General features: G+C 69.9%; 21 protein-coding genes and 1 pseudogene. 13 read left to right on the top strand and 9 right to left on the bottom strand.

Annotated elements, in window-relative coordinates; translation table 11 throughout:
• Positions 1–32 precede the first annotated feature (32 nt).
• Together ACWEKM_RS09975 and ACWEKM_RS09970 are read right to left on the bottom strand one after the other, a co-directional pair.
• A pseudogene (locus ACWEKM_RS09975) lies at positions 33–911 on the bottom strand (lysozyme); the annotation flags it as partial.
• 746 nt (positions 912–1,657) lie between these two features.
• Positions 1,658–2,380, bottom strand: coding sequence for a TetR/AcrR family transcriptional regulator (locus ACWEKM_RS09970; protein ID WP_451620663.1), 723 nt, complete (start codon positions 2,378–2,380; stop codon positions 1,658–1,660).
• An 88-nt stretch (positions 2,381–2,468) separates the two neighbouring features.
• Between ACWEKM_RS09970 and ACWEKM_RS09965 the strand changes: the two genes are divergently transcribed.
• The 5 genes from ACWEKM_RS09965 to ACWEKM_RS09945 all read left to right on the top strand — a co-directional run bounded on the left by ACWEKM_RS09965 (position 2,469) and on the right by ACWEKM_RS09945 (position 8,352).
• Entirely contained in the window at positions 2,469–4,094 is a 1,626-nt protein-coding gene (locus ACWEKM_RS09965) for an amidohydrolase (protein WP_451620662.1), read from the top strand.
• A gap of 95 nt (positions 4,095–4,189) precedes the next feature.
• On the top strand, positions 4,190–5,614 hold the full coding sequence (locus tag ACWEKM_RS09960; RefSeq protein ID WP_451620661.1) for an APC family permease: 1,425 nt from the start codon (positions 4,190–4,192) through the stop codon (positions 5,612–5,614).
• A 346-nt stretch (positions 5,615–5,960) separates the two neighbouring features.
• On the top strand, positions 5,961–6,968 hold the full coding sequence (locus ACWEKM_RS09955; RefSeq protein ID WP_451620660.1) for a sugar kinase: 1,008 nt from the start codon (positions 5,961–5,963) through the stop codon (positions 6,966–6,968).
• Between the two features lie 11 nt (positions 6,969–6,979).
• A complete protein-coding gene (locus tag ACWEKM_RS09950; RefSeq protein WP_451620659.1) occupies positions 6,980–7,732 on the top strand; it encodes an IclR family transcriptional regulator in 753 nt (250 codons plus the stop codon).
• Positions 7,729–8,352, top strand: coding sequence for a bifunctional 4-hydroxy-2-oxoglutarate aldolase/2-dehydro-3-deoxy-phosphogluconate aldolase (locus ACWEKM_RS09945; protein ID WP_451620658.1), 624 nt, complete (start codon positions 7,729–7,731; stop codon positions 8,350–8,352). The genes ACWEKM_RS09950 and ACWEKM_RS09945 overlap by 4 nt, the downstream gene beginning before the upstream one ends.
• A 25-nt stretch (positions 8,353–8,377) precedes the next feature.
• Here the strand turns inward: ACWEKM_RS09945 and ACWEKM_RS09940 are convergent, their stop codons facing one another.
• Together ACWEKM_RS09940 and ACWEKM_RS09935 are read right to left on the bottom strand one after the other, a co-directional pair.
• Positions 8,378–9,169, bottom strand: a complete 792-nt coding sequence (locus ACWEKM_RS09940) for a CPBP family intramembrane glutamic endopeptidase (protein ID WP_451620657.1) — start codon at positions 9,167–9,169, stop codon at positions 8,378–8,380.
• A 171-nt stretch (positions 9,170–9,340) separates the two neighbouring features.
• Positions 9,341–9,961 (bottom strand): class I SAM-dependent methyltransferase, encoded by a 621-nt coding sequence (locus ACWEKM_RS09935; RefSeq protein WP_451620656.1) that lies wholly within the window; start codon positions 9,959–9,961, stop codon positions 9,341–9,343.
• Positions 9,962–10,217: 256 nt separating this feature from the next.
• On the opposite strand from ACWEKM_RS09935, the gene ACWEKM_RS09930 reads away from it, so the two are divergent.
• Complete coding sequence (locus ACWEKM_RS09930; protein WP_451620655.1) at positions 10,218–10,949, top strand: SDR family oxidoreductase; 732 nt, start codon at positions 10,218–10,220, stop codon at positions 10,947–10,949.
• Positions 10,950–11,167: 218 nt separating this feature from the next.
• The gene (locus ACWEKM_RS09925; protein WP_451620712.1) at positions 11,168–12,271 is read left to right on the top strand and encodes a baeRF2 domain-containing protein; all 1,104 of its coding nucleotides are present in this window, start codon (positions 11,168–11,170) and stop codon (positions 12,269–12,271) included.
• Positions 12,272–12,634: 363 nt separating this feature from the next.
• Here ACWEKM_RS09925 and ACWEKM_RS09920 read toward each other — a convergent pair whose 3' ends face one another.
• The 3 genes from ACWEKM_RS09920 to ACWEKM_RS09910 form a co-directional block, all read right to left on the bottom strand.
• The gene (locus ACWEKM_RS09920) at positions 12,635–13,240 is read right to left on the bottom strand and encodes an Rv1733c family protein (protein WP_451620654.1); all 606 of its coding nucleotides are present in this window, start codon (positions 13,238–13,240) and stop codon (positions 12,635–12,637) included.
• A gap of 388 nt (positions 13,241–13,628) precedes the next feature.
• Positions 13,629–14,804 (bottom strand): RNA polymerase sigma factor, encoded by a 1,176-nt coding sequence (locus ACWEKM_RS09915; protein WP_451620711.1) that lies wholly within the window; start codon positions 14,802–14,804, stop codon positions 13,629–13,631.
• Complete coding sequence (locus tag ACWEKM_RS09910) at positions 14,804–15,217, bottom strand: YciI family protein (protein WP_451620653.1); 414 nt, start codon at positions 15,215–15,217, stop codon at positions 14,804–14,806. The genes ACWEKM_RS09915 and ACWEKM_RS09910 overlap by 1 nt, the downstream gene beginning before the upstream one ends.
• A gap of 551 nt (positions 15,218–15,768) precedes the next feature.
• On the opposite strand from ACWEKM_RS09910, the gene ACWEKM_RS09905 reads away from it, so the two are divergent.
• Genes ACWEKM_RS09905 through ACWEKM_RS09880 form a run of 6 tightly spaced genes read left to right on the top strand, consistent with a single transcriptional unit; the run spans position 15,769 to position 21,585 of the window.
• Complete coding sequence (locus ACWEKM_RS09905; RefSeq protein ID WP_451620652.1) at positions 15,769–17,253, top strand: arsenate reductase/protein-tyrosine-phosphatase family protein; 1,485 nt, start codon at positions 15,769–15,771, stop codon at positions 17,251–17,253.
• A gap of 7 nt (positions 17,254–17,260) precedes the next feature.
• Positions 17,261–17,941: a nitroreductase gene (locus tag ACWEKM_RS09900; RefSeq protein WP_451620651.1), complete on the top strand. Its 681-nt coding sequence runs from the start codon at positions 17,261–17,263 to the stop codon at positions 17,939–17,941.
• Complete coding sequence (locus tag ACWEKM_RS09895; protein WP_451620650.1) at positions 17,938–19,536, top strand: hypothetical protein; 1,599 nt, start codon at positions 17,938–17,940, stop codon at positions 19,534–19,536. Before ACWEKM_RS09900 ends, ACWEKM_RS09895 begins: the two co-directional genes overlap by 4 nt.
• Positions 19,533–19,952 (top strand): hypothetical protein, encoded by a 420-nt coding sequence (locus ACWEKM_RS09890; protein WP_451620649.1) that lies wholly within the window; start codon positions 19,533–19,535, stop codon positions 19,950–19,952. The genes ACWEKM_RS09895 and ACWEKM_RS09890 overlap by 4 nt, the downstream gene beginning before the upstream one ends.
• Positions 19,949–20,362 carry a hypothetical protein gene (locus ACWEKM_RS09885; RefSeq protein WP_451620648.1) on the top strand — a complete coding sequence of 138 codons (414 nt, stop codon included), beginning with the start codon at positions 19,949–19,951 and terminating at the stop codon, positions 20,360–20,362. The genes ACWEKM_RS09890 and ACWEKM_RS09885 overlap by 4 nt, the downstream gene beginning before the upstream one ends.
• Positions 20,359–21,585 (top strand): acyl-CoA dehydrogenase family protein, encoded by a 1,227-nt coding sequence (locus tag ACWEKM_RS09880; protein WP_451620647.1) that lies wholly within the window; start codon positions 20,359–20,361, stop codon positions 21,583–21,585. The genes ACWEKM_RS09885 and ACWEKM_RS09880 overlap by 4 nt, the downstream gene beginning before the upstream one ends.
• Before the next feature lie 104 nt (positions 21,586–21,689).
• Here ACWEKM_RS09880 and ACWEKM_RS09875 read toward each other — a convergent pair whose 3' ends face one another.
• Together ACWEKM_RS09875 and ACWEKM_RS09870 are read right to left on the bottom strand one after the other, a co-directional pair.
• On the bottom strand, positions 21,690–22,757 hold the full coding sequence (locus tag ACWEKM_RS09875; RefSeq protein WP_451620646.1) for an MASE1 domain-containing protein: 1,068 nt from the start codon (positions 22,755–22,757) through the stop codon (positions 21,690–21,692).
• 174 nt (positions 22,758–22,931) lie between these two features.
• Positions 22,932–23,637: PP2C family protein-serine/threonine phosphatase (locus tag ACWEKM_RS09870; RefSeq protein WP_451620645.1), on the bottom strand; the 706-nt coding region annotated here is incomplete at its 5' end.

Raw genomic sequence — 23,637 nt, 5'->3', positions numbered from 1 at the left:
CAGCTACTGGTCGGCGGCGGGTTGGAGCCGCCTCCCTTGGCGAACGCCTGGAGGTCGGCGAGGGTGCCGTTGAAGGTGTTCTGGTCGCCGGGGAAGGTTCCCGAGTCGGCGTACTGCCAGATCGTCTGGGCCGACCAGCCCGCGGGCAGCGTGCCGGGGCTGCCGGCGTAACGGGCGATCCACAGCGGGTTGGTGGCCCCGAAGCTGCTGTTGTTGCCGGTGCAGGTGGTCCACCAGTCGGTGGTGGTGTAGATCGTCGGGTAGCGCCCGGTCTTGGCGTGTACCTGGTTGCTGAAGTCCCGGATCCAGGACACCATCGCGCTCTGGCTCAGCCCGTAGCAGGTGGCCCCGTAGGGGTTGTACTCGATGTCCAGGGCGGGCGGCAACGTCCTGCCGTCGGCGGTCCAGCCGCCGCCGTGGCTGACGAACCAGTCGGCCTGTGCGGCACCACTGGAGTTGCCGGGCAGCGCGAAGTGGTAGGCGCCGCGGATCAGCCCCACGCTCTCCGCGCCGTTGTACTGCTGGGAGAAGTAGGGGCTGGTGTAGGTGGTGCCTTCGGTGGCCTTGACGTAGGCGAAGGCGGCACCCTTGTTCTTGACGGACGTCCAGTCGACGTTGCCCTGGTGGCCGCTCACGTCGAGACCGGCCGGGCCCGAGGCGGCGGCTGCGGACATGGCGGCCGACGGTGATCCCGCGCCCAGGCGCTGGAGCCCGGATCCGGCGTGGTCCTGGTCCGGGTGCGTCATGCGCACCGGAGTCCCGCGGTCGTCGGCGGCCGTCGCCGAGGCGGTGCCGGGCAGGATCAGCAGGGTCAGGACGGTGGCCATCAGCCCGGCCGCACGGACGAACATCAGGCCACGCGCGGCACCGGTGTGACCGGATCTGAACCGCGAGAGGGTGGCTGCAGGCATGGTTCTCCCAGGGGTGTGTGGAGGGACTGCCGCGACGCGCTGCGGGACGGGACCGCCGTACTTGGGTCATCGGTGGTCGGCAGGTGCCGGGCGCGCCATCAACTCCTCAGCTCATCGCTCGTGTTGACGCGCGTAAACTTAAGGGATGGATTGACATGCTCGCAACACATTCGGGGCGGGTGGTTGAATCCCGGCGGGCCCCGGCGTCCCGCGTCGAGGCCGCTCCCTGTGTGAGCGGGCTGAGCCGCTGAGCCGCTGGGCTCTCCTGGTTCCCGTGGGTGCTCGGGGTCCGGAATGCCAGTGAGATTCTCGGGCGTCAGGGGATGGGGAGGCCGGTCCGTGCGGAGACCGGCCGTGTCGTCGCTTCCTGGGGGCATCAAGTCCATGAGTCTGCCCAGGTGTTGGAGGCGTTGGCCGTGTGTCGCGATCTCTAGCCGCGGTCGGCGGATGATGGGCGTGCCCGGAGCAGAGTGGTGCGAACCCGTCGAGATCGTCCGGCTCGTGAGCGGCGAGAGGAAACCCGGGCCGCAACGCCTCCGGTGTCGCCTACGCCAACACCAACGCCGGCGATCCTCTCCTGCGCCCATGAACTCCGGCGCCACGCCGGGCCCGGCATCGGTGTCCTGATGCTCGAACCCGGCTGGCTGCCCGGCACCGCACCGGGGCGGGGTATCCCCGGTCAGGCAGGCGATCGGACACCCCCGCTCTACTGCTGTCGGTGAACCGATCCCGGCGGTTGAACCTGTTCATTCCGTTCGGGGTTCTTCTCCGGCTGACCTCACGTCAACTGCCGTGCCCCGAGCGGCGATCTCCGCAGTCAGCCGGGTGCGCAGGCCGTCGACCAGCGCCGCGAGAGCGACCTCGAAGGCCAGGTCGGCGGCGGGCCGTCGCTGCGCGGCCGAGGCCGCGTCGCGGGCCCGCACCGCGGCGGCGAACCTGGGTACCTGGGGTGAGTCCGGTCCGGGGTCGAACATCGCGGACGGTGCCACCAGGTCCAGCGCCGAACCCAGGACGAACGACTCCACACCGACCATGACGGGGATGACCGATGCGGTCGGCCATCCGCCGCGCTCCAGACCGGCCACCACCGACTCGTACATCCGCAGGGTGCGGTGCGCACCGGACACCGGGAGGGTGGCCAGCAGCGAGATGGTCTGCGGATGTGCCGCGAAGGCCGCCCGGTAGAGCCTGGCCCAGCTCACCAGGGCCTCGTCCCAGGGGAGGGTGTCAAAGACACCCGCGTCGATCGGGTCGGCCACCAGTTCGCGCACACCGGCCAGGATGTCGTCCCTGCCCTTGACGTGGTTGTACAGCGATGACGGCCGCACTCGGAGCCGCCGAGCCAGCAGGGCCATGGAGAACCCCTCGGCGCCCACCTCGTCGATGATCTCGAGCGCACCGCGCACGATCACCTCGCGATCGAGTACGGGTGTGCTCGGCCGTCCCGTCCTGCGCGTCCCGGCGCTCATCCGGTTTCCCCGCCCCTCTTCCCAAACGTCGTCGCATGACTCTAACCTGCGTCCACTAAAACGAATGGCATTCGCTTTGGGAGTACGCATGTCCCTCACCGTTTTCCGTGACGTCACCGTGTGGACCGGTCTGCCCACACCGTCCGACGCCGGGCAGCCGCCGACCGCGCTGGCCGTGCGGGACGGCCGGGTCGAGGCGGTCGGCGCCGCGGCCGAGGCACTCGCCGGCGCCGCCGACGAGGTGCTGGACCTCGGTGGGGGCCTGCTCATGCCCGCGTTCGGAGACGGCCACTGCCACCCCGACCATGGTGGATTCGAAGCGCTCGGGCCGAGTATCAGGGCCTGTACCAGCGTGGACGAGCTGGTCGCGGAGGTCGGGCGGTACGCCGCCGAGCACCCGCAGGCCGAGTGGATCCTCGGCGGCAGCTACGACGCCACGCTCGCCCCCGACGGCCTCTTCGACGCCCGCTGGCTGGACGCTGCCGTGCCCGACCGCCCCGTTGCCCTGCGGGCCTGGGATTACCACACGCTGTGGTGCAACACCGAGGCGATGCGCCGGGCCGGACTCGACGACTCCGTGCAGGACAGCGAGCGGGGCCTGTTCCCACGCCGTCCCGACGGCAGCCTGCTGGGCACCATGGTCGAGTGGGACGCGGTCGACGCGGTCCTCGGCGCCGCACCCGCGAGGAGCCTGGACGAACGGGTACGGGCCCTGGCCACCGCCACCCGTACCTACGCCGCGGCCGGGGTCACCTGGATCCAGGACGCCTGGGTGGAGCACGAGGCCATCGACGCCTATCTGACGGCGGCCGGGCAGGGCCTCCTGGCCACCCGGGTGAACCTCGCGCTGCGCGCCGACCCGTCGCGGTGGCGCGAGCAGCTCGCCGAGTTCGCGGCCGACCGCGACCGGATCGAGGCCGCGGGGTTCGACCGACTGACCGTTCACACGGTCAAGTTCTTCGTCGACGGCATCATCGAGAACCGCACCGCGGCGCTGCTCGAACCGTACGCCGATGATCCCTGCACCCGGGGCATGCCGCTCTGGGCCGACGAGCTGCGCGAGGCCCTGGTGGAGATCGACCGGCTGGGACTGCAGCCGCATCTGCACGCCATCGGCGACGCCGGCGTCCGCACCGCCCTGGACGCCGTCGCGCACCTCACCGAGGTGCGCGGTCCCCGTGACCGCCGTCCGGTGATCGCCCATGTGCAGATGGTCGACCCCGAGGACCTGCCCCGTTTCGCCGAACTGGGTGTGATCGCCAATATCGAGCCGCTGTGGCTGCAGGCCGACCCGGTGATGACCGACCTCACCGTGCCCCGCCTGGGCGAGGCCCGGTCCCGGCAGCAGTATCCGCTGGGGTCGCTGCTGAGCTGCGGCGCCCGGGTCTCCTTCGGCAGCGACTGGCCGGTCACCGACCACCGGCCGCTGACCGGCCTTCCGGTCTCGGTGACCCGGCAGACGCAGGAGCGCCGCCCCGAGGGCGGTTGGCTGCCACAGGAACGGATCGACATCGAGACCGCGATGTCCTGCTACACGGCCGGCGTCGCCCACCAGGCGATGGCCGACGACCGTGGTGTTCTGGCCCCAGGACATGTCGCCGACCTCGTCTGGCTCGACCGTGACCCCCGCGACTGCGACCCGCACGACGTGCCCGGCATCACCGTGCTCGGCACCTGGCTGGCCGGCGAGCGCACCCACGGCACCCACGGGTGACGGCGGGCGGTGGCGGGGGGACACCGTACGCCCCGCCACCGCCAGTTGCCGGATCACCCGGCAATCCGCAACTCTCTTCGCGGAAGGAACGGTTCATGACGGCGACAGACACCCCCGGGCAATCCGGGCTCAAACGGGTCCTCGGGCTGCCCGGTCTCACTCTCTTCGGTCTCACCTACCTCGCTCCGGTGGCCGTGTTCACCACCTACGGGGCAGTCGTCGGCGTGACCAACGGCCATCTGCCGGCCGCCTATGTGATCGCCTTGGTGGTGATGCTCTTCACGGCCGTCAGCTACGGGCGAATGGTGCGGGCGTTCCCGAGCGCAGGGTCGGCGTACACCTATACCCAGCAGTCCTTCGGCGGGCATGTCGGCTTCATGGTCGGCTGGACTCTGATGCTGGACTATCTCTTCCTGCCGATGATCAACTTCCTGCTGATCGGTATCTATCTGCACAGCCAGTTCCCGTCGGTTCCCGCGCAGGTGTTCGTGCTCGCCGCGCTGCTGCTCTCCCTGCTCGTCAATGTGCTGGGCGTGAACTTCATCAGCCGGCTCAGCACTCTGGTGGTGGGCCTCGCGGGGGTGCTCGTGGCGGTCTTCGTCACCCTGTCCGTCCATCACACACTCGACCACGGTGCCTCCGCGCCGTTCGCCTCGTTCCTGCCGGGCGGCTCCGGAGCATCGGCGGCGTTCTCCGGGGCCGCGATCGTCGCGCTGAGCTTCCTCGGCTTCGACGCGGTCTCCACCATGTCGGAGGAGGCCAGGAACCCGCGGCGCACCATTCCCCGCGCCATAGTGCTGACCACGGTCCTCGGCGGCCTGCTGTTCATCCTGGTGTCCTGGATGGGCGCGCTGGTGCACCCGGGCACCACCTTCCGCGACGCCGACAGCGCGGGCCTCGACATCATGCGGACGCTCGGCGGCTCCGCCTTCACCTCGTTCTTCGTGGCCGTCTATGTCGCGGGTGCCTTCGGCTCCGGGGTCACCACACAGGCCGGTGTGTCCCGGATTCTCTACTCGATGGGGCGCGACGGCGTGCTCCCCAGGCGGGTGTTCGGCCATCTCCACCCGCGCTTCCGCACCCCGGCGATCGCGACCGGCCTGGTGTCCGCCGTCTCGCTGGTCGCCCTGTTCATCAGCCTCGACAACGCCGTGGTGATGGTCAACTTCGGTGCCCTGATCGCCTTCTCGCTGGTCAACCTGAGCGTGGTCAAGCACTACCTGGTCGACCAGGGCCGACGAAGCGGTCGCGATCTGCTCTCCTATGGACTACTGCCGCTCATCGGCTTCGCCCTGACTCTCTGGCTGTGGACCAGCCTGGAGGGCATCACCTTCAAAGTCGGGCTCTGCTGGATGCTGGCCGGGTTCCTGTATCTGCTGTTCCTGACCCGGATGTTCCGTCGGAAGCCTCCGGTGGTGAGCTTCAGCGAGGACCCGGCGGGGGCCATGGCCGCTCCGCCCCGCGATGAGTCTGCCGCAGCAGCGGAGGCGGCGGTGCCGCACGACGTCCCGCGCTCCTGAGAGGTGTTCTCCGACGGCCGCCGGAGAACACCCCAGCGGCATTCCCGGGGCGCCCGCATCCCATGGTGGCATCGCTCATGAGCGCGATGTGGTCATCGAGTTCGTCGCGCATCGCTTCAAGGTGATCGCTTCGATGTAGTCGCTTCCATGCGGCGGAGGCCGGGCCAGTAGCCCGGAGCGTCCGTCGGCGGGGCCGGGGGGAGTTGGCCTCGCCCGTTGACATGGCAAGCAGAAGCGACCTAGGTTTTGCATATGCTGCTACAGCGTTGCAAATGTTGCAACATGATCGTTTGGGTGGGCGGCGGCTCACCCGAACCCCACCGCAGCATCGAGAAAGCGGTTGGCAGTGAACAACACACAGACCATGCAGGCCATCGTCACTGACGTACTCACCGTCGGCGAGACCATGGTGATGGTCACCCCGCAGGAAGGCGGCCGACTCGATGCGGAGTCCAGCTTCGTCCTGCGGCCCGGCGGCGCCGAGTCCAACGTCGCCGCTCTCCTCGCCGAACTCGGCCACCGCACGCACTGGGCCGGCGCCCTGGGCCTTGACCGGCTGGGTGACATCGTCACCACCATGCTGTCCGGCCACGGCGTGGACACCTCGCTGGTACGCCGCGACCCCGACCGGCCCACCGGCGTCTACTTCAAGGACCCCACGCCGCACGGCACCGAAGTGGCCTACTACCGCGCCGGCTCGGCAGCCACAGGCATGGACACCGCGGACCTCGACACCTGGACTCAGGTCGCCCCGCGCCTCGTACACCTCTCCGGCGTACTGCCCGCCCTGTCCCCGAGCTGCTCAACCCTCACGCACCGGATGGTGTTCGACCGTCCCTGGGGCCGGGCTCCCGTCAGTTTCGATGTCAACCACCGACCGGTGCTGTGGCAGCGGATCAGCGACGGACATACGGACCCCCACCGGCAGGCGGCAGACACCCTGCTCGATCTTGCCCAGCACTGCGACATCGTCTTCGTGGGACGAGACGAGGCGGCCGCGCTCTGGGGGACCACCGACGCCGAGAGCGTACGCACCCTGATCGACAAGCCGGCACACCTCGTTGTGAAGGATGCCGCCATCGAGGCGGTCTCCTTCACCCGGACCGGCACCGCCCGCGTGCCCTCCCGGCGGGTGCACGTCCTCGACCCGGTCGGCGCCGGAGACGCCTTCGCGGCCGGCTGGCTCAGCGGATGGCTCCACGGACAGGACGACACCCTGCGTCTGCGGCTCGGACACTACGCGGCAGCGCAGGTCCTCGCCTCCGCCTCCGATCTGGCGCCCCTTCCATCGGCACGTGAGGTGATCGCCTTGCTGGAGGACGAGGACACCAGCATCTCCCAGGTCAGCAACTAAGGACTCACCCCATGTCGCAAACAGTCGCCCGCGCCATCGACATCATCGGCTTTGTCTCCCAACAGCCGCGCTCCCTGGGCGAGGTGGCCGAACGCATCGGGGTGCACAAGTCGACGGCTCTGCGACTCCTGCAGACCCTGGAGGAGGCCGGATTCGTCCGCAAGGACGCCCGCGGGCACTACGCGATGGGCTTCCAGCTCATCGCCTACGGCCAGCTCGCACTCGATCAAGTCGAGGCCCGTTCGCTCGCGCATCCCGTCCTGCAAAAGCTGGCCGAGCGTCACGGCCACACCGTCCACCTAGGTGAACTCGTCGGCGACCGCATCGTCTACGTCGACAAGGTCGACGGCCGGGGCAGCGTCGCCATGGGCTCCCGCATCGGCCTCCAGGCCCAGACCCATACCGCGGGCGTAGCCAAAGTGATCACCGCGTACCAGGATCCGGCGACCCAGGAACGCATCCTCGACAAGGCCACGTTCGAGCGCTACACCGACACCACACACACCAGCCGCGCATCCCTCGACCAGGATCTGCGCCGGACCCGGGCCCGCGGCTGGGCCGAGGACGACGGCGAACACGAGGGCTACATCAACTGCATCGCCCTGCCCGTCCTTGACGCCCGTGGAAAGGTCACCCACGGCATCTCCATCACCGAACTGTCCGCCGTCGCCCCGCTCACCGAACTCCGCTCCCGCCTCGACGAATTCCGCAAAGCCGCCCAGGAGATCAGTGCCGAACTGGGCTGGAAGGGAAACACCCCATGACTCCCGCCGACCGCAGCAACGACTTCTTCGCCCGGCACCTGGCCGCGACCCCCGTCATCGGCATCTTCCGCGGCCACGGCCCGTCCACCACCGTCGAACTGTGCCGACGCGCCTGGGACTTCGGTGTCGACCTCGTTGAAATCCCCGTCCAGTCCGCATCCGCCCTGCCCTCACTTGAGGCGGCGGTCGAGGCGGCCCGCGCCCACGGCAAGCACGTCGGGGCCGGTACGGTGACCACCGCGGAGCGGCTGCAAGCGGTCAGGGACATGGGTGCCGCCTTCACCGTGGCCCCAGGACTGCACCCGGAAGTCGTCGACGCCTCCGCGGATGCCGGTCTTCCCCATCTGCCGGGCGTCGCCACCGCCACTGACATCGCCAACGCTCTCGCCCTGGGTCACACCTGGCTCAAGGCGTTCCCCGCCCAACAGCTCGGAGCCGACTGGATCACTGCGCACCTCGCGCCTTTCCCGGACGTGCACTTCATCGCCACCGGCGGAATCAGCGCCCACAACGCCGCTGAGTACCTGTCAGCCGGATGCGCCGCGGTCGCGGTGGGTTCAGCCCTGGCCGACCCGGCCACGCTCCCTCTCCTGCGGGAGGCGGTGCACCCCGTGCACTGACCTGTGCCCGGGCAGTTGGCAGTCGTTACCGTGGGTCCATCGGGGAGCGGTCCTCGGGAGTTGCGGATGCTGTGGCGGAACGCCCGGCCCCTGCCGCATCGTCGGCTCCGTATCGGCGCAGCAACCACGCGCCGTACAGGGCATGGAAGACATACACGCTCACCTGCCACCAGTCCGGCGCCGCCCCGGGAGAACGTATCTGGAAGAAGTCGTCCAGGCCATGGACCACGACCATCGGCCAGACGGAACCGATCGCGTAACGCAGTGCGGCACAGGTGAAGCCGAACAGCCCCGCGGACAGCATCTGCCAGAGCGTGTTGTCCAACGGGGCGTCGAAGAAGAAGTAGTTCTGGATGTGTCCGGAGCCGAAGAGGAGACCGACCAGTAGTGACGCGCGGGCCGCGCCCATCGGGGCCAGGGTCTGCTGCACGAGTCCGCGACTGTAGATCTCCTCGTTGACACCGACCCACAGCAGGGAGACGAGCCCGCTCGTGACAACGGTCGTGCTGCCGTCGAGCCCGGCGACGGTGTAGGAGCAGGCTATGAACAGCAGGGGCGCCGCCAGCCACCACCTCCGTGCCCGGCCCCAGGTGGCCGTTCCTGATGCGCGCAGCCATCCCCACCGCCACATCACGAAGACGACGCCCGCGCAACAGACCATGTTGACCACGGTCGGTCCGAGGGCGGGGAACCACGCTGGGGCCAGCGGCGGCAGCAGGACCTTCGCCGTCAGCAACAGCACAGTGTGCCAGGCGACGGTCAACTCCAGGGCACCCCACAGTGGGTGACGTACTACGTGGCGCTTCCAGTGTTCCATCACGAGCCCAACACTGTAGCGGGGGAGGATGTCTGAATCACCGGTTGGGGAAGACGGCCGTGTGAGACGGGAGTTACCGAAGTCGGCCAGGCGCAGGGGCCGGCCGACACGGACGCCTGCCCTCTGCCCCAGGCCCTCGACGACCACGCTTTGCCCTTCCGGGAAAGGGCATCAGCGGCGTCGGGCCCAGAACAGAGCGTGCCCGCCCTCGCCTTCGGGCACGTACTCCTCCTGCTCGACCGTCAGCCCGGCTTGAGTGATCCATGCCCGATTCGTGGCAGCGTCCGCGTGACTCCACCACATGGCAGTCCCGCCGCCCAGCCAGTCCTCATCGACACCGGTCCAGGCCCGATGGCCGGTGGTACCCAGGAACCAACCGCCAGGTCGCAGCCATCCGGCGACCTTCCGCAGCAACGGAAGCTGTTCGTCGAGCGGGATGTGGATCAGTGCGTAGAAGGAGACGACCGCGTCGAAGGAAGCCGACGCGAAGTCCACGGCCGTGGCGTCGGCGCGGATGAACTCGGCCTGCGGCACCAGCTCCCGGGCCCTGCGGATCTGCACCTCACTGATGTCGACACCGGTGACACGGTGACCTGTTGTCGCGAACGCGCGGGCGACGGGAACCCCGCTTCCGCACCCAAGATCCAGCACCGTACCGCCGACCGGGATACGACCGGACAGTTCGCTGATCCACGGCTGGTACTTCGTCTCGGCGCCATACGCCTCGTCGTAGCGGAGGGACAGCGCGTCGTACCCATGCCGGACCAGCTCTTTGGGATCTCCAATGTCCACGCCGGTGCATGTTAGCCGCCCACGATGAGAAGCTCCCAACGGTTTTCCCCGGCCATGCCCGACGGCGACGGCACAACGGCCGATGCCGACCTTCGAGTACGTCGACCCCGAACACCGCCGGTGGGCGCCCGCGAGCGGTACGGGATCGTCGCAGGCACGACATGCGTGTCCGACCCAGCGAGTGCGCCCGGCACCGCACCGGCGCAGGCTGGACGCATGACCACTTGACCCATCGGTGTACGACGGGAGATACCCCATGAAGATCGCAGTGATCGGCGGAACAGGACTGATCGGGTCGCAGGTCGTGAAGAAGCTGGACGCGGCCGGACACGAGGCCGAACCGCACTCCATGTCCACCGGTGTCGACGTGATCACCGGCAAGGGAGTGGAGGAGGCGGTGGCCGGCGCCGCCGTAGTCGTCAACCTGACGAATTCCCCGACCTTCGACGACGCCTCCCCGGCGTTCTTCCGGACGTCGATGGACAATATCCTCGCCGCCGCTCAGAAGGGCGGGGTCGGGCATCTCGTCATCCTGTCGATCCTCGGCGCGGAACGTGTGCCCGATGCCGTCTACTACCGGGCCAAGGTCCTTCAGGAGGACATCCTCAAGGCCGGGCCGATCCCCTACTCGATCGTCCGCGCCACCCAGTTCATGGAGTTCATCGACGCGGTCCTGTCCTGGACCACCGAGGGCGACATCGTCCGCCTGCCCACCACCCCGCTGCAACCGATCGCCGCCCAGGACGTCTCCGACGCCGTCGCCGAAGTCGCCGTCGGCACCCCGTTGAACGGCGCCCTCGGCATCGCCGGACCCGAGGTATTCCCCCTCGACGACCTCGGCCGGATCACCCTTGACGCCCACCCCGACGGCCGTACCGTCGTCACCGACGACACCGCCGGCATCTTCGCCGCCGTCCGCGGCGAGGCCCTCATAGCCCGGGGCGACGCCCGTATCGCGCCCACCCACTACCGCGACTGGCTCTCCTGAACCACGCCTGCGGCGGGAGCCCGCACACGCCTTGACCTCCCTTGGCCCCACCCCGATCTTCGCGACGCGGGTCTCCGGCCAGGTGGGCACGGCTCGTCGGACGGGCGCATGCTGGAGTCGGAGCGAGCTGCGCACGCCGCCCCGACCGTGACTCGATGCAGCGGCATTCCGGGCCGGTGCGGTGGCACGTGGTGCCAGGAGCCCACTCGGGAGTGACCATGCGACTTTCCTTCCTCGAACCTCTGTACAAGCAGCCCGGTCCTTACGCGTCCGTCTATCTGGACACCTCTCGCGATGCCGCCATCGACGACCCGGATGCCGCCATAGAGCTGCGCCGGCGACATCTGCGGGACGCTCTGGCGGCCGAGGGAGCGGACCAGGACTCCATCACCGCGGTCGCGGACATCGTCGGCAGCGACACGGAGATCCCCGGCACCCACGGGCAGGCGGTGTTCGCCGCGCACGGGCACCTGGCGCTGTCGGACGAGCTGCCCGCGCCGCCCCCACGGGACACCGCGCACTTCGGAACCCTGCCGGACACCATGCCGCTGATCGTCCAGCACGCGCCCGGCATCCCGTACCTGGTCATTTACGTCCGGTACAGCGGCCGTCACGCCACGGATGCCGTCGGCACCGTACGGATCGACGCCGAAGCCGGCACCTGGCCCCTGACCCGGGTCACGCCCGGACACCGTTTCCACGAGGAGATCCCGGTGACCGACTGGCTGAACGCCGCCGGAGCGGCGGGCCGGGAGTTGGCGGGCCACGCACGGCGCATCGACGTCGAGACGGTGGTCGTCGCGGGTGACGTCTGGGCCCGCGGCATCCTCGTCCGTCGGCTTCCGGTTCCGCTGCGCGGGCAGGTCGCGACGGTCGAACGCACGGGTGAGCCCCAAACCGGGCGGGCACTGCTCGAGCAGCAGCTCGACGGCCTCTTCAGAGGGCGCATGGCGGTGCGCGACCGCGCGCTGCTCAGCGCTTTCCTCGCCGAGCGAGCCCATGACAAAGCGGCCGTGGAAGGGCTTGCCGCCGCCGTGTCGGCACTGCAACGCGGCAGGGTCAAGGCCCTCTTCCTCAACAACCACCCCGAGTCGCAGCTCCGCCTGTGGGTCGGCCCGGAACCCGGCCAACTCGCCCTCACCGAAGAGGAACTGCGTTCCTACGGGATACCGGAGGTCGACGAAGAACGGGCCGACTCGGCCCTGGCCCGCGCCCTCGTCGGTACGGGAGCCGAACTGGTCGTGGTGCCCGAGCGGGAGCTACGGCTGAGGGAGGGCGTGGGTGTGCTGCTGCGCTACGGCGAGCCAGCGTCCCGCGCATGACCAGACATGCGGGCAGCGGCGAAACGCCGGTTCCGGCCCGTGTTCAAGACGCGTTCCCGTCAGGGTGATCCACGGGGATGTGCCGCTGTACCGGAGCCGCTGTACCGGAGTCCCGTACCGAAGCCGCTGTACCGGAGCCGCCGTACTGGAGTCGCTGTTACTGGACCTCCACGTCGGCCCGTTCGTCGTCCCACGTCGTGTGCCGTCTTCTGACAGCGTCCCTGCCCTTCAGCCTCTGCCGGGGAGGTTTCGCTGGCCGAAGGGGCCGCAGCGCGTCCGGCAGGTCCGGGCGGATGATCTTCTTTGCCCCGGACATCGCGCTCGCGCCTCACCTCAGTGCTCGGTTGGTGATGGTCCCGCCTGTCACCGGCGAAAGCGTGCGGTCCACAGCGGTTCCACCAGGTCCCATTCGGCGTCCCACCGCGCGTACCTTCTCCGGTCCAGGGCGAGGCGCATGCCCGCCCGCGCCGCGTAGCAGCCGGCGGCCACGCCGATTCCCGCCATCCCGCCCACGAACCAGCCGTTGGACCTCGCGGCCAGCGTGTTCATCGGGGGGCCGGTGATCCGTCCGTCGCGGTCCACCCACACGCGTACGGTGGCGCCTTTGGGTGTTCCCGATTCGACCAGGGTGGTTCCCGCCCGCACCCGGCCGCTCATGTCGGTCCAGTGGACGAGCGCGGGTTGCCTCCCCATCGTGGGATCGCCCTGGATGCTCGATGCCAGGCGAGTCGTGATCTCCTGCCGTGCGGCCACCTGCGCTCGTACGGTGCGCATCGACGACTCGTAAGCTGCCTGTCCCGCGCTGATCGCGGCCAAGGGCACGCCGAGGACGAGGAGGACCATCAGGACGCGGCGGAACCAGGATTCGAGCCGGTCGGACGTGCGTTTGAGGGGGTTCGCCTCCCGAGATGCCCGCTGTCTGCGTGGCGGAGGCGGACCGGACGTGTACGGCGAATCCGGTGTGCTCATGTGTCGGCCTCCAGCACGTCACTGGTCCGTTCACCCACTTGGTACAACCGTCGGACGGCGGCACACTCCGGTCACAGGGCCGAACGTCCCTGCGCGGCCGACGTCCGGCCCCGACACGTCCGGCCCCGACCGGGACCGTCCCGGCCGGTGACGGTGATGTCCGGGAAACGACCGCGACAGGACACGGCACGGGCGGCAGCGCGCATGGTGGTCGGCCGAGCCGCGGCCTGCGATGCGCCTGCCGGCTCACCCGCCGAAGAACCGGCCGCCGAGTCCGCTTTCGCCACGTCCCGAGCCGACGGGGATCGCGCCCGTCGCACCCGCATGGGTCGAACGGCCCCCGAACGGGGCTGGACGGCTCAGGCCCACGGTTACCGCGCGTGGCCCGTCAGTGATGCGGCTGGGAGTTGAGCCGGGCGGCCTGGCGTGTCAGGTGGTCGCGCTCGGCGAGATTGGATGCCTTCTGGGCCGCCTCGGCGTACAGCCGTGCCGCCGTCACCAGGTCGCCGTCGCGCTCGTGGAGGTACGCGGCCACCGCGGCGTGACGGGGCAGCGAGGCGTCCAGCGCCGCGAGCGCCGTCAGGCCGGCGCGCGGTCCGTCGGCCTCCCCGACGGCGACTGCGCGGTTGAGCCGGACGACCGGGCTGTCGGTGAGGCGTGTGAGCTCGTCGTACCACTCGACGATCTGCACCCAGTCGGTCTCCTCGGCGGTGAGCGCGTCGGCGTGGAGTGCCGCGATGGCGGCCTGGGCCTGGAACTCGCCCAGCCGGTCGCGGGCGAGGGCCGCTTGCAGGATCTCGATGCCCTCGGCGATCGACCCGGTGTCCCACCGGGCGCGGTCCTGCTGGGCGAGCGGTACCAGGCTGCCGTCGGGCGCGGTCCGGGTGGCGCGCCGGGCGTGGTGGAGCAGCATGAGGGCGAGCAGCCCCGCCACCTCGGGGTGATCGACCGAGGCCGCGAGCTGCCGGGTGAGCCGGATGGCCTCGGCGGCCAGGTCGACATCGCCGGAGTAGCCCTCGTTGAACACCAGGTAGAGGACGCGCAGCACGGTGGCGACGTCGCCGGGCTGGTCGAACCGTACGCCGGAGACGGTGCGCTTGGCACGGCTGATGCGCTGCGCCATGGTCGCCTCGGGCACCAGGTAGGCGTGGGCGATCTGGCGGGTGGTCAGCCCGCCAACGGCGCGCAGCGTGAGTGCGACGGCGGACGACGGTGTCAGCGACGGGTGGGCGCACAGGAAGTAGAGCTGGAGCGTGTCGTCCACCGCGGGCGCGGGCCCGGGCGCCGGTTCCTCGTTGACGACGTCCTCACGCCGGCGGCGGGCGGCGTCCGCCCGGGTCGCGTCGAGGAACCGGCGCCAGGCCACGGTGACCAGCCAGCCCTTCGGGTCCCGCATGGGGTATCCCGTGTCCGAAGAGCTTGAGGAGGGGTCGGCCGACCAGGCCCGGACCGCCTCGACCAGCGCTTCCTGCACGGCGTCCTCGGCCGCCGCGAAGTCGGCTCCGCGGCGGACGAGGATGGCGAGCACGCTCGGCGTGAGGCTCCTCAGCAGGGCCTCGTTCATCAATGGCACTCGGTGATGGTGGGCGGAGCGGCCAGGAACGGGCGCACCTCAAGCCACTCGTGGATCGGCTTCCCGCCCGCACCGGGGGCGGCCGACAGCTCCCCGGCCAGCTCGACGGCGCGCTCATAGGTGTCGACGTCGATCACCATCCAGCCCGCGATGAGGTCCTTGGTCTCGGCGAACGGGCCGTCGGTGACCGGCGGGCGCCCTTCACCGTCGTACCGGACCCAGGCCCCCTCGGGGGCGAGTGCCTGACCGTCGACGAATTCGCCGGTCTTCTCAAGCCGGGCCGCGAAGTCCTGCATGTACTGCACGTGCGCCGAGATCTCTTCCGGTGTCCACCGGTCCATGGGCACGTCGTTGACCGCTGCCGGGGCGCCGCGGTAGTGCTTGAGCAGCAAGTACTTGGCCATCGTGGTTCTCCTCGGTACTGGTGCGACCCATTGTGGTCACGTTCACCCCTGGGACGGAGCCGGTCACGGGATCTCGACATCGGCGGCCGGATTTTTTTCCGGAGTTCTCGCGGATCGGCCTGGGCGAGCCGTCTCGCGGTGTCCGGGCCGAGCGGGCAGCGTTCGTCCAGCTCCTGAAGGAACTGGACTGCCGCCGCCCCATGACGTGCGGGCGAGCCGCGTCGCCGCACGTGTGTTCCCGGCTCGGCGCCCGGCCCGGCACGCTCCATCGGTGGGCCCCGTTCACCGAGCACTGGGGTGGCGGTGGTCGCGGCGGGGCGACCACCGACCGATCTGCCACTCCACCTGCTGATACCGCTCCTGGGCTCCTGCGCTGGCTGTGTGCGGCCGTGTGGGGTAGCATTTTTGGATGGCTATGTGACTGAATAGTCGAGATTTCGCACTCATCCTGAAAAGCAGGAAGATTTCATTCGGGTCAGAATTCGACCAGACGTGCCGATCCCGGACTTGCGGCGTTAGCACCTTGACGTTCGACCAGTAATGGGACTCACATGGGCTGGCTCACCTTCGGATACTTCGTCTCGTATATTCCCTACGCCATGCTGGTCAAGGCGCTGTCCAGCGGTGTGACTCCGCTGTCGTCCCAGCCGGTCGGCGGCTACGAGATGCTGCCCGCAGCGGTCTTCGGTCAGCTCGCCGCGATGACGGTCTTCCTGGGCGTGTCCGGTCGGTGGCGGTACATGCGCCGGAGCGGGATGGGCGGAAGCCGGATTCCGACGGTGGGGCGGGAGACACTGGCGGCCGGCTTCTTCACCTCGCTGATCATCGGCGCCACCACGATGAACTACAGCTTCGCGGGTGTCTCGATCCTCTTCATGCTGTTGTTGATGAGGGGCGGAGTTCTCATTCTCTCCCCATTGATCGACGTGGCCGGTAAGCGGCCGGTTATGAAAAATTCGTGGTTGGCGCTGTTTCTCAGTCTGATAGCGGTCTCGGTGGCTCTCGGTGACGTGAACAGCTACCACCTCACTCTGGCCGCCGTGCTGAGCGTCCTCATTTACCTCGTGGGCTACCTCGGCCGGTTCAAAATAATGGGCCGCGCCGCCAAGAACGGTGTTGTCGCAACGAATCGGCGATTCTTCGTGGAGGAGCATGTCGCGGCACCGGTGTGGCTGGCCGTGCTGCTGGGCACCGGGGCGCTGGCCGGACAACCACAGCTGCGCGCGGGTTTCACCACGTTCCTCGGCACACCGGTCGCGTGGGAGGCGGCCGGGATAGGAGTGGCCTACGAGGTGCTGTTCGTCTTCGCCTCGCTGATCTACCTCGACCGGCGCGAATACACCTGGGGCGTGTCGGCCTGGGCGTTCGCCAGCCTGATGTCCGGCCTGGTCGCCTCGTACGCGCTCGCCTGGGCCGGGCTCGCGGCTCCGGGGAGCAGCCAGCTGATCGCGCTCGTGTTCGGCGTCGGCGCGGCCGCGGCCCTGTCCTGGCCGTCGGTCGCCCTCTGGTGGCGAACGCGCGGCACCGGTACGGCGGCATGCCGGGTGCTGTTCATCTGCGGTGGGAACACGTCCCGCTCGCCCATGGCGGAGGTCATCGCGTGGGCCCAGGCCGCGGAGGCCGGCGTCGCACACCTCTTCCGGTTCTCCAGCGCGGGTGTCGCGACACCGCTGCCCGCGCGCCCGATGGCTCCCGGCGCCCGGTCCGCACTGGCCGAACTCGGCCTGCAACGGGTGCCGGGCCGGGGAAATCCCCGCCGTCACCGCGCCCGCCCGGTCACCTTGGAACTGTGCCGGGTCAGCTCCGTCATCTACTGCATGACCCGAGCCCATCGCGACAGGGTGATCGCCATGGTGCCCGAAGCCGAGGACCGTACCCTCCGGCTGGACCCGCACGGTGACATCCCCGACCCGGACGGGCAGTCACCGGAGGCGTACCGGCGGTGCGCCCAGCACATCCAGCGCTCCGTCGGTGTCCGCCTGTGCGAGCTCGCCGAGTCCTACGGCCCTGGCCGCAGCACCTCGGGACGGGGGTGAGGCAGGGATGACACGCGGGCTCCGCGACGGCCTGTGCTTGATCACCTCCCGCCACTGCAAGAGGGCCTTTGCGGACCGGGGGGTACCGAGGGATGCCCTGGCGGAGGTGTTCCTCGCCGCCGGGCATGCGCCGTCGAGCCGCAACACCCAGATGTGGCAGGTGACGGTGGTGACCGGCGGCGCCCTCAAGGCGTTGGTGGACGCCCTGTGCGAGGCGTTCGACCGTGGTGACCCACCCCACCCGGACTACACCCATCGGCCGCCGTCGCTCGACGAAATCGTCGAGCGCCGCGCCGAGCAGGCCGTGACGGGGGTGCTGGCGGCCAAGGGGCACACCACAGCGGACCGCGCAGCCGCCCGTGCGCACTTCCGTGACAACCTGCGTTTCTACGGTGCTCCGACCGCTCTGGTCTGTCATCTGCCCGGGAACGCGGTGCCGGGCACTTTTCTGGAGATGGGCCTGTTCCTGCAGAACGTCATGCTCGGCCTGGTGGCCAGGGGGCTCAGCAGCTGTCCGCAGTTCAGCGTCGCCGGTTACGGAGACGTGCTCCGAGCGAACCTGGGAATCTCCGCCGACCGGATCGTCGTATGCACTATGGCTGTCGGATACGCGGACGAGACAGCCCCGGTCAATCGGTTCGTCCCACGGCGAGCCGGTCTGGAGGAATACGTCCAGTGGCGCGAGTGACGAGCGGATACGGTGCCGCCGTCGGGCGTCGGGCCCGGCGGGTGGCGGTGGCCGCCGAACCGGAGGACCTCACCCCCCGTGCGCTGCGTGGCCTCGCAGGAGCGGCGGACGAGCTGGAGATCCGGGCCGACCTGGTCGGCGATCCCGACCCGTCCCGGCTGCGTCGGCACTTCAGGGGTCAGCTGACGTACAGCCTGCGCTCCGAGCGGCATGGCGGCCGCTCGGCTGCCGGCCCGATGGCACGGCGCACCCGGCTCCTGCGCGCGGCGGACCACTATGAACTGGTCGATCTCGAGGCGATGGACGACATACAGCCGGAGCTGCTGGCGGCCATCCCCGCCCGACAGCGGCGGGTCTCCTGGCATGCGTCCGGGCCTTCGAGCAGGGCCGAGGGCGGCTGCCGAGCCGGGCTGCTGGACGCATCGGGCAGGCTCCGGGAACGGTTCGCCGCGATGTCCGCCGTGCCGGCGGCGCTGTACCTCCTCGTGCCGCAGTCGGGCGCCCAGTACGGATCCGCCGCGCCGCTGCTGCTCACCGGGCTCGGACGTACCGACGTGACGGCGTTCGCGTCCGGTCCGGCCGGCATATGGACCCGGGTGTTGGCACCGTGGCTGGGGGCGCCTGTCGTCTACGGCCGGGTCGGTGCGCCGGGGCAGGACGGAATGCCGAGGGTGGACCGGCTCCGCACCGACTACGGCCTGCCCGCGTTGCCGCCGCTCAGCGGACTGCTCGGTATCGCCGGGCGGGCCCCGGGCAGATCGCCGTCGCCCCGGCTGCACAACGCCGCGTTGCGGGAACTGCGGTTGCCCGCGCTGTATCTGCCCTTTCAGGTGGACGGGTTCTCCCGCTTCTGGCAGTGGTGCCGCGACTTCGGTTCGCTCGGTGGGCCGCCCCTGCGCGGGCTGACCGTGACCGCCCCGCACAAGGAGAGCGCGCTCCAGGTGGCCGACGTCGCCGACCCGGAGGCGTTGGGCTGCGGTGCGGCCAATCTGCTGTGGCTCGACGCCGGGCGCTGGCGGGCGGCCACCACCGACGGCGTCGGTGCCCTGCGCGCCCTTGCCCTGGGCGGAGTCGACCCGAGCGGCCGCACGGCCGCCGTCCTCGGTTGCGGCGGCGCCGGACGGGCCGTCGCCCGGGCCCTGCGCGAGGCCGGAGCCGGGGTGACCCTGGTCAACCGGGGGATCGCACACGGTCTGGAAGCCTCCTCGCGGCTAGGGCTCCCCTATGTGCCGCTGTCCCGGTTCTCCCCGGCGGGATACGACCTGATCGCGCATGCCACGCCCCTGGTGGAGCGGGAGCCGTTCCCGGTTGCCGCGGCCGACTGGGGCGCCGTGGTGCTGGAGATGGCCTACCGCGATCCGCCGACCGCGCTCACGCGCGCCACCCGTGCTCGCGGGCTGCTCGGCATCGACGGCTGGCAGGTCCTGTTCGTTGAAGCACGCGAGCAGTTCCGGCTGATGACAGGCCATCCGATGCCCGAGACGCCGCCCCTGCGCTCCCTCTGCCGCGGATGGGCCGAGCACGCCGCTGTCAACGATCTCACCGCAGCAGACGGACCGGCGGCGACACCTCGCACAAGGCGGGAGGCACCATGACGAGCCGTTCGACGTCCCCGTCCGGACCGCCCCCACCCCGTCCGCCCGAAACACCGGATGCCTCGGCGCTGCTGGGCGAGTGGGCCAACACCGACCAGCACAGTTCGAAGGGTGCCCGCCGACTGAGCGTGACGTGGCACGAAGAGGGCATGTTCGTGAGGGCTTTCGGCACCGGCCACCCACAGCCGAGCGACTGGGGTGAGGCCCCGGCGGTCCTGTACACCCCGCCACAAACACCATCGGTCGCCTGGTCGTTCTCCGTGGTCTACGACTTCGGCTCGCTGCGCACCGTCGTATGCGCCTACCACAAGACGGGCATTCTGATCGCCACCACGGCCACCGTCCTCAGCGGCGACGGCGCAGGCGCCGACCACTGGGCCCGCTCGTTCTTCCACCGGACAAGGGGGCGGGCATGACGCAACACACGGTCGATCCGGCGCCGCTGGCAGGCGACTGGGTCAATTTCGACACCGCCGCCACCGGCATCGATCTGGTCGATGCCGCGGTCGACGGCGGCCGACTCATGCTGCGGATCACTGAGCGAGGCGATCCGACGTCCTCACCAGGGACACCCGAGCCGCCCGCCGTCACCGTCACCGGCGCCACCCTGCCCGCGGTCCCGCTGGCCGATGACATCAACGCTACCGAGGCCGTCGCCTTCCTCGCCGAGGGCCCGCTCGGCTCCCGGCAGGTCATCCTCGTCGGATACCTCAACCGCGGCCTGCTGACCATCGACGTCCACACCGTCCACCCCACCGAGGCGCGGATGCCGAACCTGATGTACCGCGCCCACTTCTACCGCTCGGAAGGGGCCACCCCCACATGACCGACGACCTGTCCCGAACCATCGGATCGGCCCGCGGTCCGGCGGTCGGAGACGACCAGGCCGTTCTCGTCACCGTGGCGAAACTCGCCGCGGACAGATTCGCCCCCCGCGCCGAGGAGTACGACCGCAAGGCCGTCTTCCCCACCGAGGACTTCGACGATCTGTTCTCCAACGGCCTGCTGGGCGTCACCGTGCCCCGGGAATACGGAGGTCTGGGCTACGGCCCTCAGCAGCGCCACACCCTGCCCCTGTGGGAGATGACCACCACGCTGGCCAAGGCCGATCTGTCACTGGCCCGCTGCTGGGAAGGGCACGCCAACGCGCTGGTCGTCATCGACGCCCTGGCCACCCCGGAGCAGAAGCGACGCTGGTTCGCCGGTGTGGTGGAACATGGGGAGAAGTGGGCCGCATGGAGCGGCGAACCCCAGGCCCCGAAGCCGGGCGAGAGCCTTCGCTTCGGCACCACACTGGTCCCCGTCCCGGGCGGCTGGGTCCTCCATGGCAGCAAGGCGTTCGCCACCAGTGCCACCGGAGCCCAGTGGGCGATTCTGCTCGTCGATCCGGACACCCCCGGCGGAGCCCGGCCGACCCGAGAGGTCCACGGCAGGCTCCTGCTCCTCGCCTGCGACCTGTCCGATCCGACCGTGACCGTGGACGCTTCGTGGTGGGATCCCGTCGGCATGCGCGCGACGGTCAGCCACGCGGTCCGCTTCCACGAGACCTTCATACCGCGCGACCATCTCATCGGCGGTCCCGGCAGCTACTTCGACGGGCAGTGGCAGACCGCTTTCGTGCCGCATTACGCGGCCAGCTTCCTCGGCGGCGCCCTCGCCGCCTATGAATACGGGCTCGGGTATCTGAAGCGGCAGGGCAAGGGCGGTGACCCCTATGTGCAGCAGCGGGTGGGCAGCATGGCGGTCAATGTCGAAACCGCCCGTCTCTGGCTGCGCCATGTCGCCGGTCTGTGGGACGAGTCAAGGCGCGACGAGGCCCGGATCGCCGGCGACAGAGCCTGGTATGTGATCGCGCAACTGGCACGGGAGACGGTGCATCACGTCATCCACGCGTGCGGCGCCCGCAGCCTGATCCGCCCGAGCCCGGTGGAGCGGATCCTGCGTGATCTGACGCTGTATCAGCTCCATGACAACGACGATCACGTGCTGGCCACCCTGGGCCGAGCCGTGCTCGGCGAGCAGTACGACGCGTCTTTCCACAGGCTCTGAGATTCAGAAACTCTGAGACGAGACGCCGGTCACCGGTAGGCAGGCCGGAGCCGTGAGGCGCCTTCCTGAACCCCTTCCCGAACCGCCTTCCCGGACCGCCTGGATCAGCGTCGTCGCCGTCCGTCCGGCGATGACGAGGCCGAGGGATCACGGTTGTCGGATGTGTCCGCCGTCCTCGTCTCCGTGCGGTCGCCCCGGCCGTCATGCCCGAGCGTCGGCGGACCGCCCACGTCGGGGGCGGTCCGTGCCACCATCTCGGCGAGTCGCCTGCATGCCTGCTCGATCTTTTCGTGGGCCTCGTTGCGCTCGGTGATCGCGGCGGCGAGCAACAACGCGGTCAGTGCGACGGTGCCGTTGAACGCCTGCAAGGCGATCATGTTGATGAGCAGGTCATGTCCGGTGAAGGGGCCTGCCCTGCGGGCGGCGGCGAGGATGGTGAAGGTGGACAGGGCCAGTGCACAGGGGGCCGCACCGCTGCGCTGAAAGCGGAACGCGGCCCAGATGAGCACCGGGAAGGCGAGGAAGAGCAGCGGTGCGGGGGATGACACAAGGTAACCGACGGCGGCGGTGGCCACCGCGAGCAGAGAGCCCTCCACCCACCGGGACCGTGGCACGTCCTTCGGCAGGCGCGCCGAGCGGAGGATGAGGAGCACCGGGGTGACCATGAGGACGCCCATCGCGTCCCCGGTCCACCAGACCCACCATGTCAGCCAGAATCTGTTGTCGGGCAGCACTCCGGCGAGGTGGAGGGTGCCGCTGCCCACCGTCGCGCTGATGAGCATCCCGGTGAACGCGCCGAGGAAGATCAGCCCGAAGGCGTCCCGCAAGCGGTTGATCCCGGTGTGGAATCCGGCATGACGAAGCAGCGCAGCGGAGCACAGAGGCGCGAGTGTGTTGCCCGTCGTGATCGCGAGCACGGCCGGGAGCGACGGCCCGAGCGAGATGTTGATCAGGAACGCGCCGAGTGCGATCCCCGGCCAGACCCGCTGCCCGAGGAGGAGCAGTCCGGCCAGCGCGACGCCCGTCGGAGGCCACAACGGTGTGACCTGGCCGCGCACGAGTTGCTGGAGCAGGCCCAGCCTGCCCGAGGCGTAATACAGCGCGAAGACCGCGCAGATCTCCAGCGCGGCGATGCCACTGCGCCGGAGCCTGTCACGGGATGCGACGGTCATCGGGAGGTCACTCCCTCCGCCTGGCCACGTAGTTCATCATCCGCCGGTCACCCCGGATGCACCACCGCGCCACTCGGCCGCGTAATCTCCGCTCAGCGCGCGGCCGGGATGTCGCCGAGCGGCTGGTTCTGCCCGGTGCCGTGTGCCGGCGGCCGAGGCGCCCGCGGGGCCGGTTCAGCGTGGGGTACGCAGGGCGAGGATCGCCATGTCGTCGTGCCCGTCACTGGGGTGGTGGTCGGCCAGAGTCTGCACGAAGTCTTTCAGGGGTAGGGCGGCGTGCGCGGTGGCGAGCAGGGCGAGCTCGTCCAGGCTTTCGTCGACGGGATGGTCGGGGTGTTCGATGAGCCCGTCGGTGAAGAAGACCACGGTGGCGCCCGGAGGCAGGGGACGGCTGTGGTCGGGGCGAGGCTGCGAGCTGTTGACGTTGAGCGGCAGTCCGGGTTCGGCGAACAGGTATTCCGCCCGCCCGTCGGGGCCGATCAGCAGCGGGGGGAGATGGCCCGCGGTGCTCCAGAGCAGCCGCCAGGCGGGCCCTGCCGGTTCGATGCGAGCGAGGCTGATGGTGGTGACGGGGCTGTCGGTGATGGACTCAAGGGTGCGGTCGAGCTGGGCGAGGCACGCGCTGGGCGGAGTGCGCCGCTCGAACAACAGGGCGAGCAGCATGTTCCGGGTGGAGGCCATGGCTGCCGCGGCTTGCAGATCGTGGCCGACCACATCGCCGATGACGATCGCCACCGCCCCGTCGGGCAGCAGGATCGCGTCGTACCAGTCGCGGGCCCGCCGGGGGGGGGGGGGGGGGGCGCGGGAGATGGCGGGGGGCGCGAAGGGCCGAAAGGGCCGGGTGGGGAGCAACAGCCGCGGGAAAAGCACGGGTACCGTG

It is taken from the genome of Streptomyces sp. NPDC004752 (genome assembly GCF_053601275.1).
Note: the sequence above shows the minus strand (reverse complement) of the source record. Positions and strands in the feature narration are given on the sequence as shown.

Bases quoted from the DNA above. Each gene is read 5' to 3' on its own strand.
- ACWEKM_RS09950 (WP_451620659.1), top strand. From the start codon at position 6,980: ATGTCGCAAACAGTCGCCCGCGCCATCGACATCATCGGCTTTGTCTCC.
- ACWEKM_RS09940 (WP_451620657.1), bottom strand. From the start codon at position 9,169: ATGGAACACTGGAAGCGCCACGTAGTACGTCACCCACTGTGGGGTGCC.
- ACWEKM_RS09905 (WP_451620652.1), top strand. From the start codon at position 15,769: ATGGGCTGGCTCACCTTCGGATACTTCGTCTCGTATATTCCCTACGCC.
- ACWEKM_RS09890 (WP_451620649.1), top strand. From the start codon at position 19,533: ATGACGAGCCGTTCGACGTCCCCGTCCGGACCGCCCCCACCCCGTCCG.
- ACWEKM_RS09960 (WP_451620661.1), top strand. From the start codon at position 4,190: ATGACGGCGACAGACACCCCCGGGCAATCCGGGCTCAAACGGGTCCTC.
- ACWEKM_RS09920 (WP_451620654.1), bottom strand. From the start codon at position 13,240: ATGAGCACACCGGATTCGCCGTACACGTCCGGTCCGCCTCCGCCACGC.
- ACWEKM_RS09900 (WP_451620651.1), top strand. From the start codon at position 17,261: ATGACACGCGGGCTCCGCGACGGCCTGTGCTTGATCACCTCCCGCCAC.
- ACWEKM_RS09925 (WP_451620712.1), top strand. From the start codon at position 11,168: ATGCGACTTTCCTTCCTCGAACCTCTGTACAAGCAGCCCGGTCCTTAC.
- ACWEKM_RS09915 (WP_451620711.1), bottom strand. From the start codon at position 14,804: ATGAACGAGGCCCTGCTGAGGAGCCTCACGCCGAGCGTGCTCGCCATC.
- ACWEKM_RS09945 (WP_451620658.1), top strand. From the start codon at position 7,729: ATGACTCCCGCCGACCGCAGCAACGACTTCTTCGCCCGGCACCTGGCC.
- ACWEKM_RS09910 (WP_451620653.1), bottom strand. From the start codon at position 15,217: ATGGCCAAGTACTTGCTGCTCAAGCACTACCGCGGCGCCCCGGCAGCG.
- ACWEKM_RS09880 (WP_451620647.1), top strand. From the start codon at position 20,359: ATGACCGACGACCTGTCCCGAACCATCGGATCGGCCCGCGGTCCGGCG.
- ACWEKM_RS09970 (WP_451620663.1), bottom strand. From the start codon at position 2,380: ATGAGCGCCGGGACGCGCAGGACGGGACGGCCGAGCACACCCGTACTC.
- ACWEKM_RS09875 (WP_451620646.1), bottom strand. From the start codon at position 22,757: ATGACCGTCGCATCCCGTGACAGGCTCCGGCGCAGTGGCATCGCCGCG.
- ACWEKM_RS09930 (WP_451620655.1), top strand. From the start codon at position 10,218: ATGAAGATCGCAGTGATCGGCGGAACAGGACTGATCGGGTCGCAGGTC.
- ACWEKM_RS09965 (WP_451620662.1), top strand. From the start codon at position 2,469: ATGTCCCTCACCGTTTTCCGTGACGTCACCGTGTGGACCGGTCTGCCC.
- ACWEKM_RS09885 (WP_451620648.1), top strand. From the start codon at position 19,949: ATGACGCAACACACGGTCGATCCGGCGCCGCTGGCAGGCGACTGGGTC.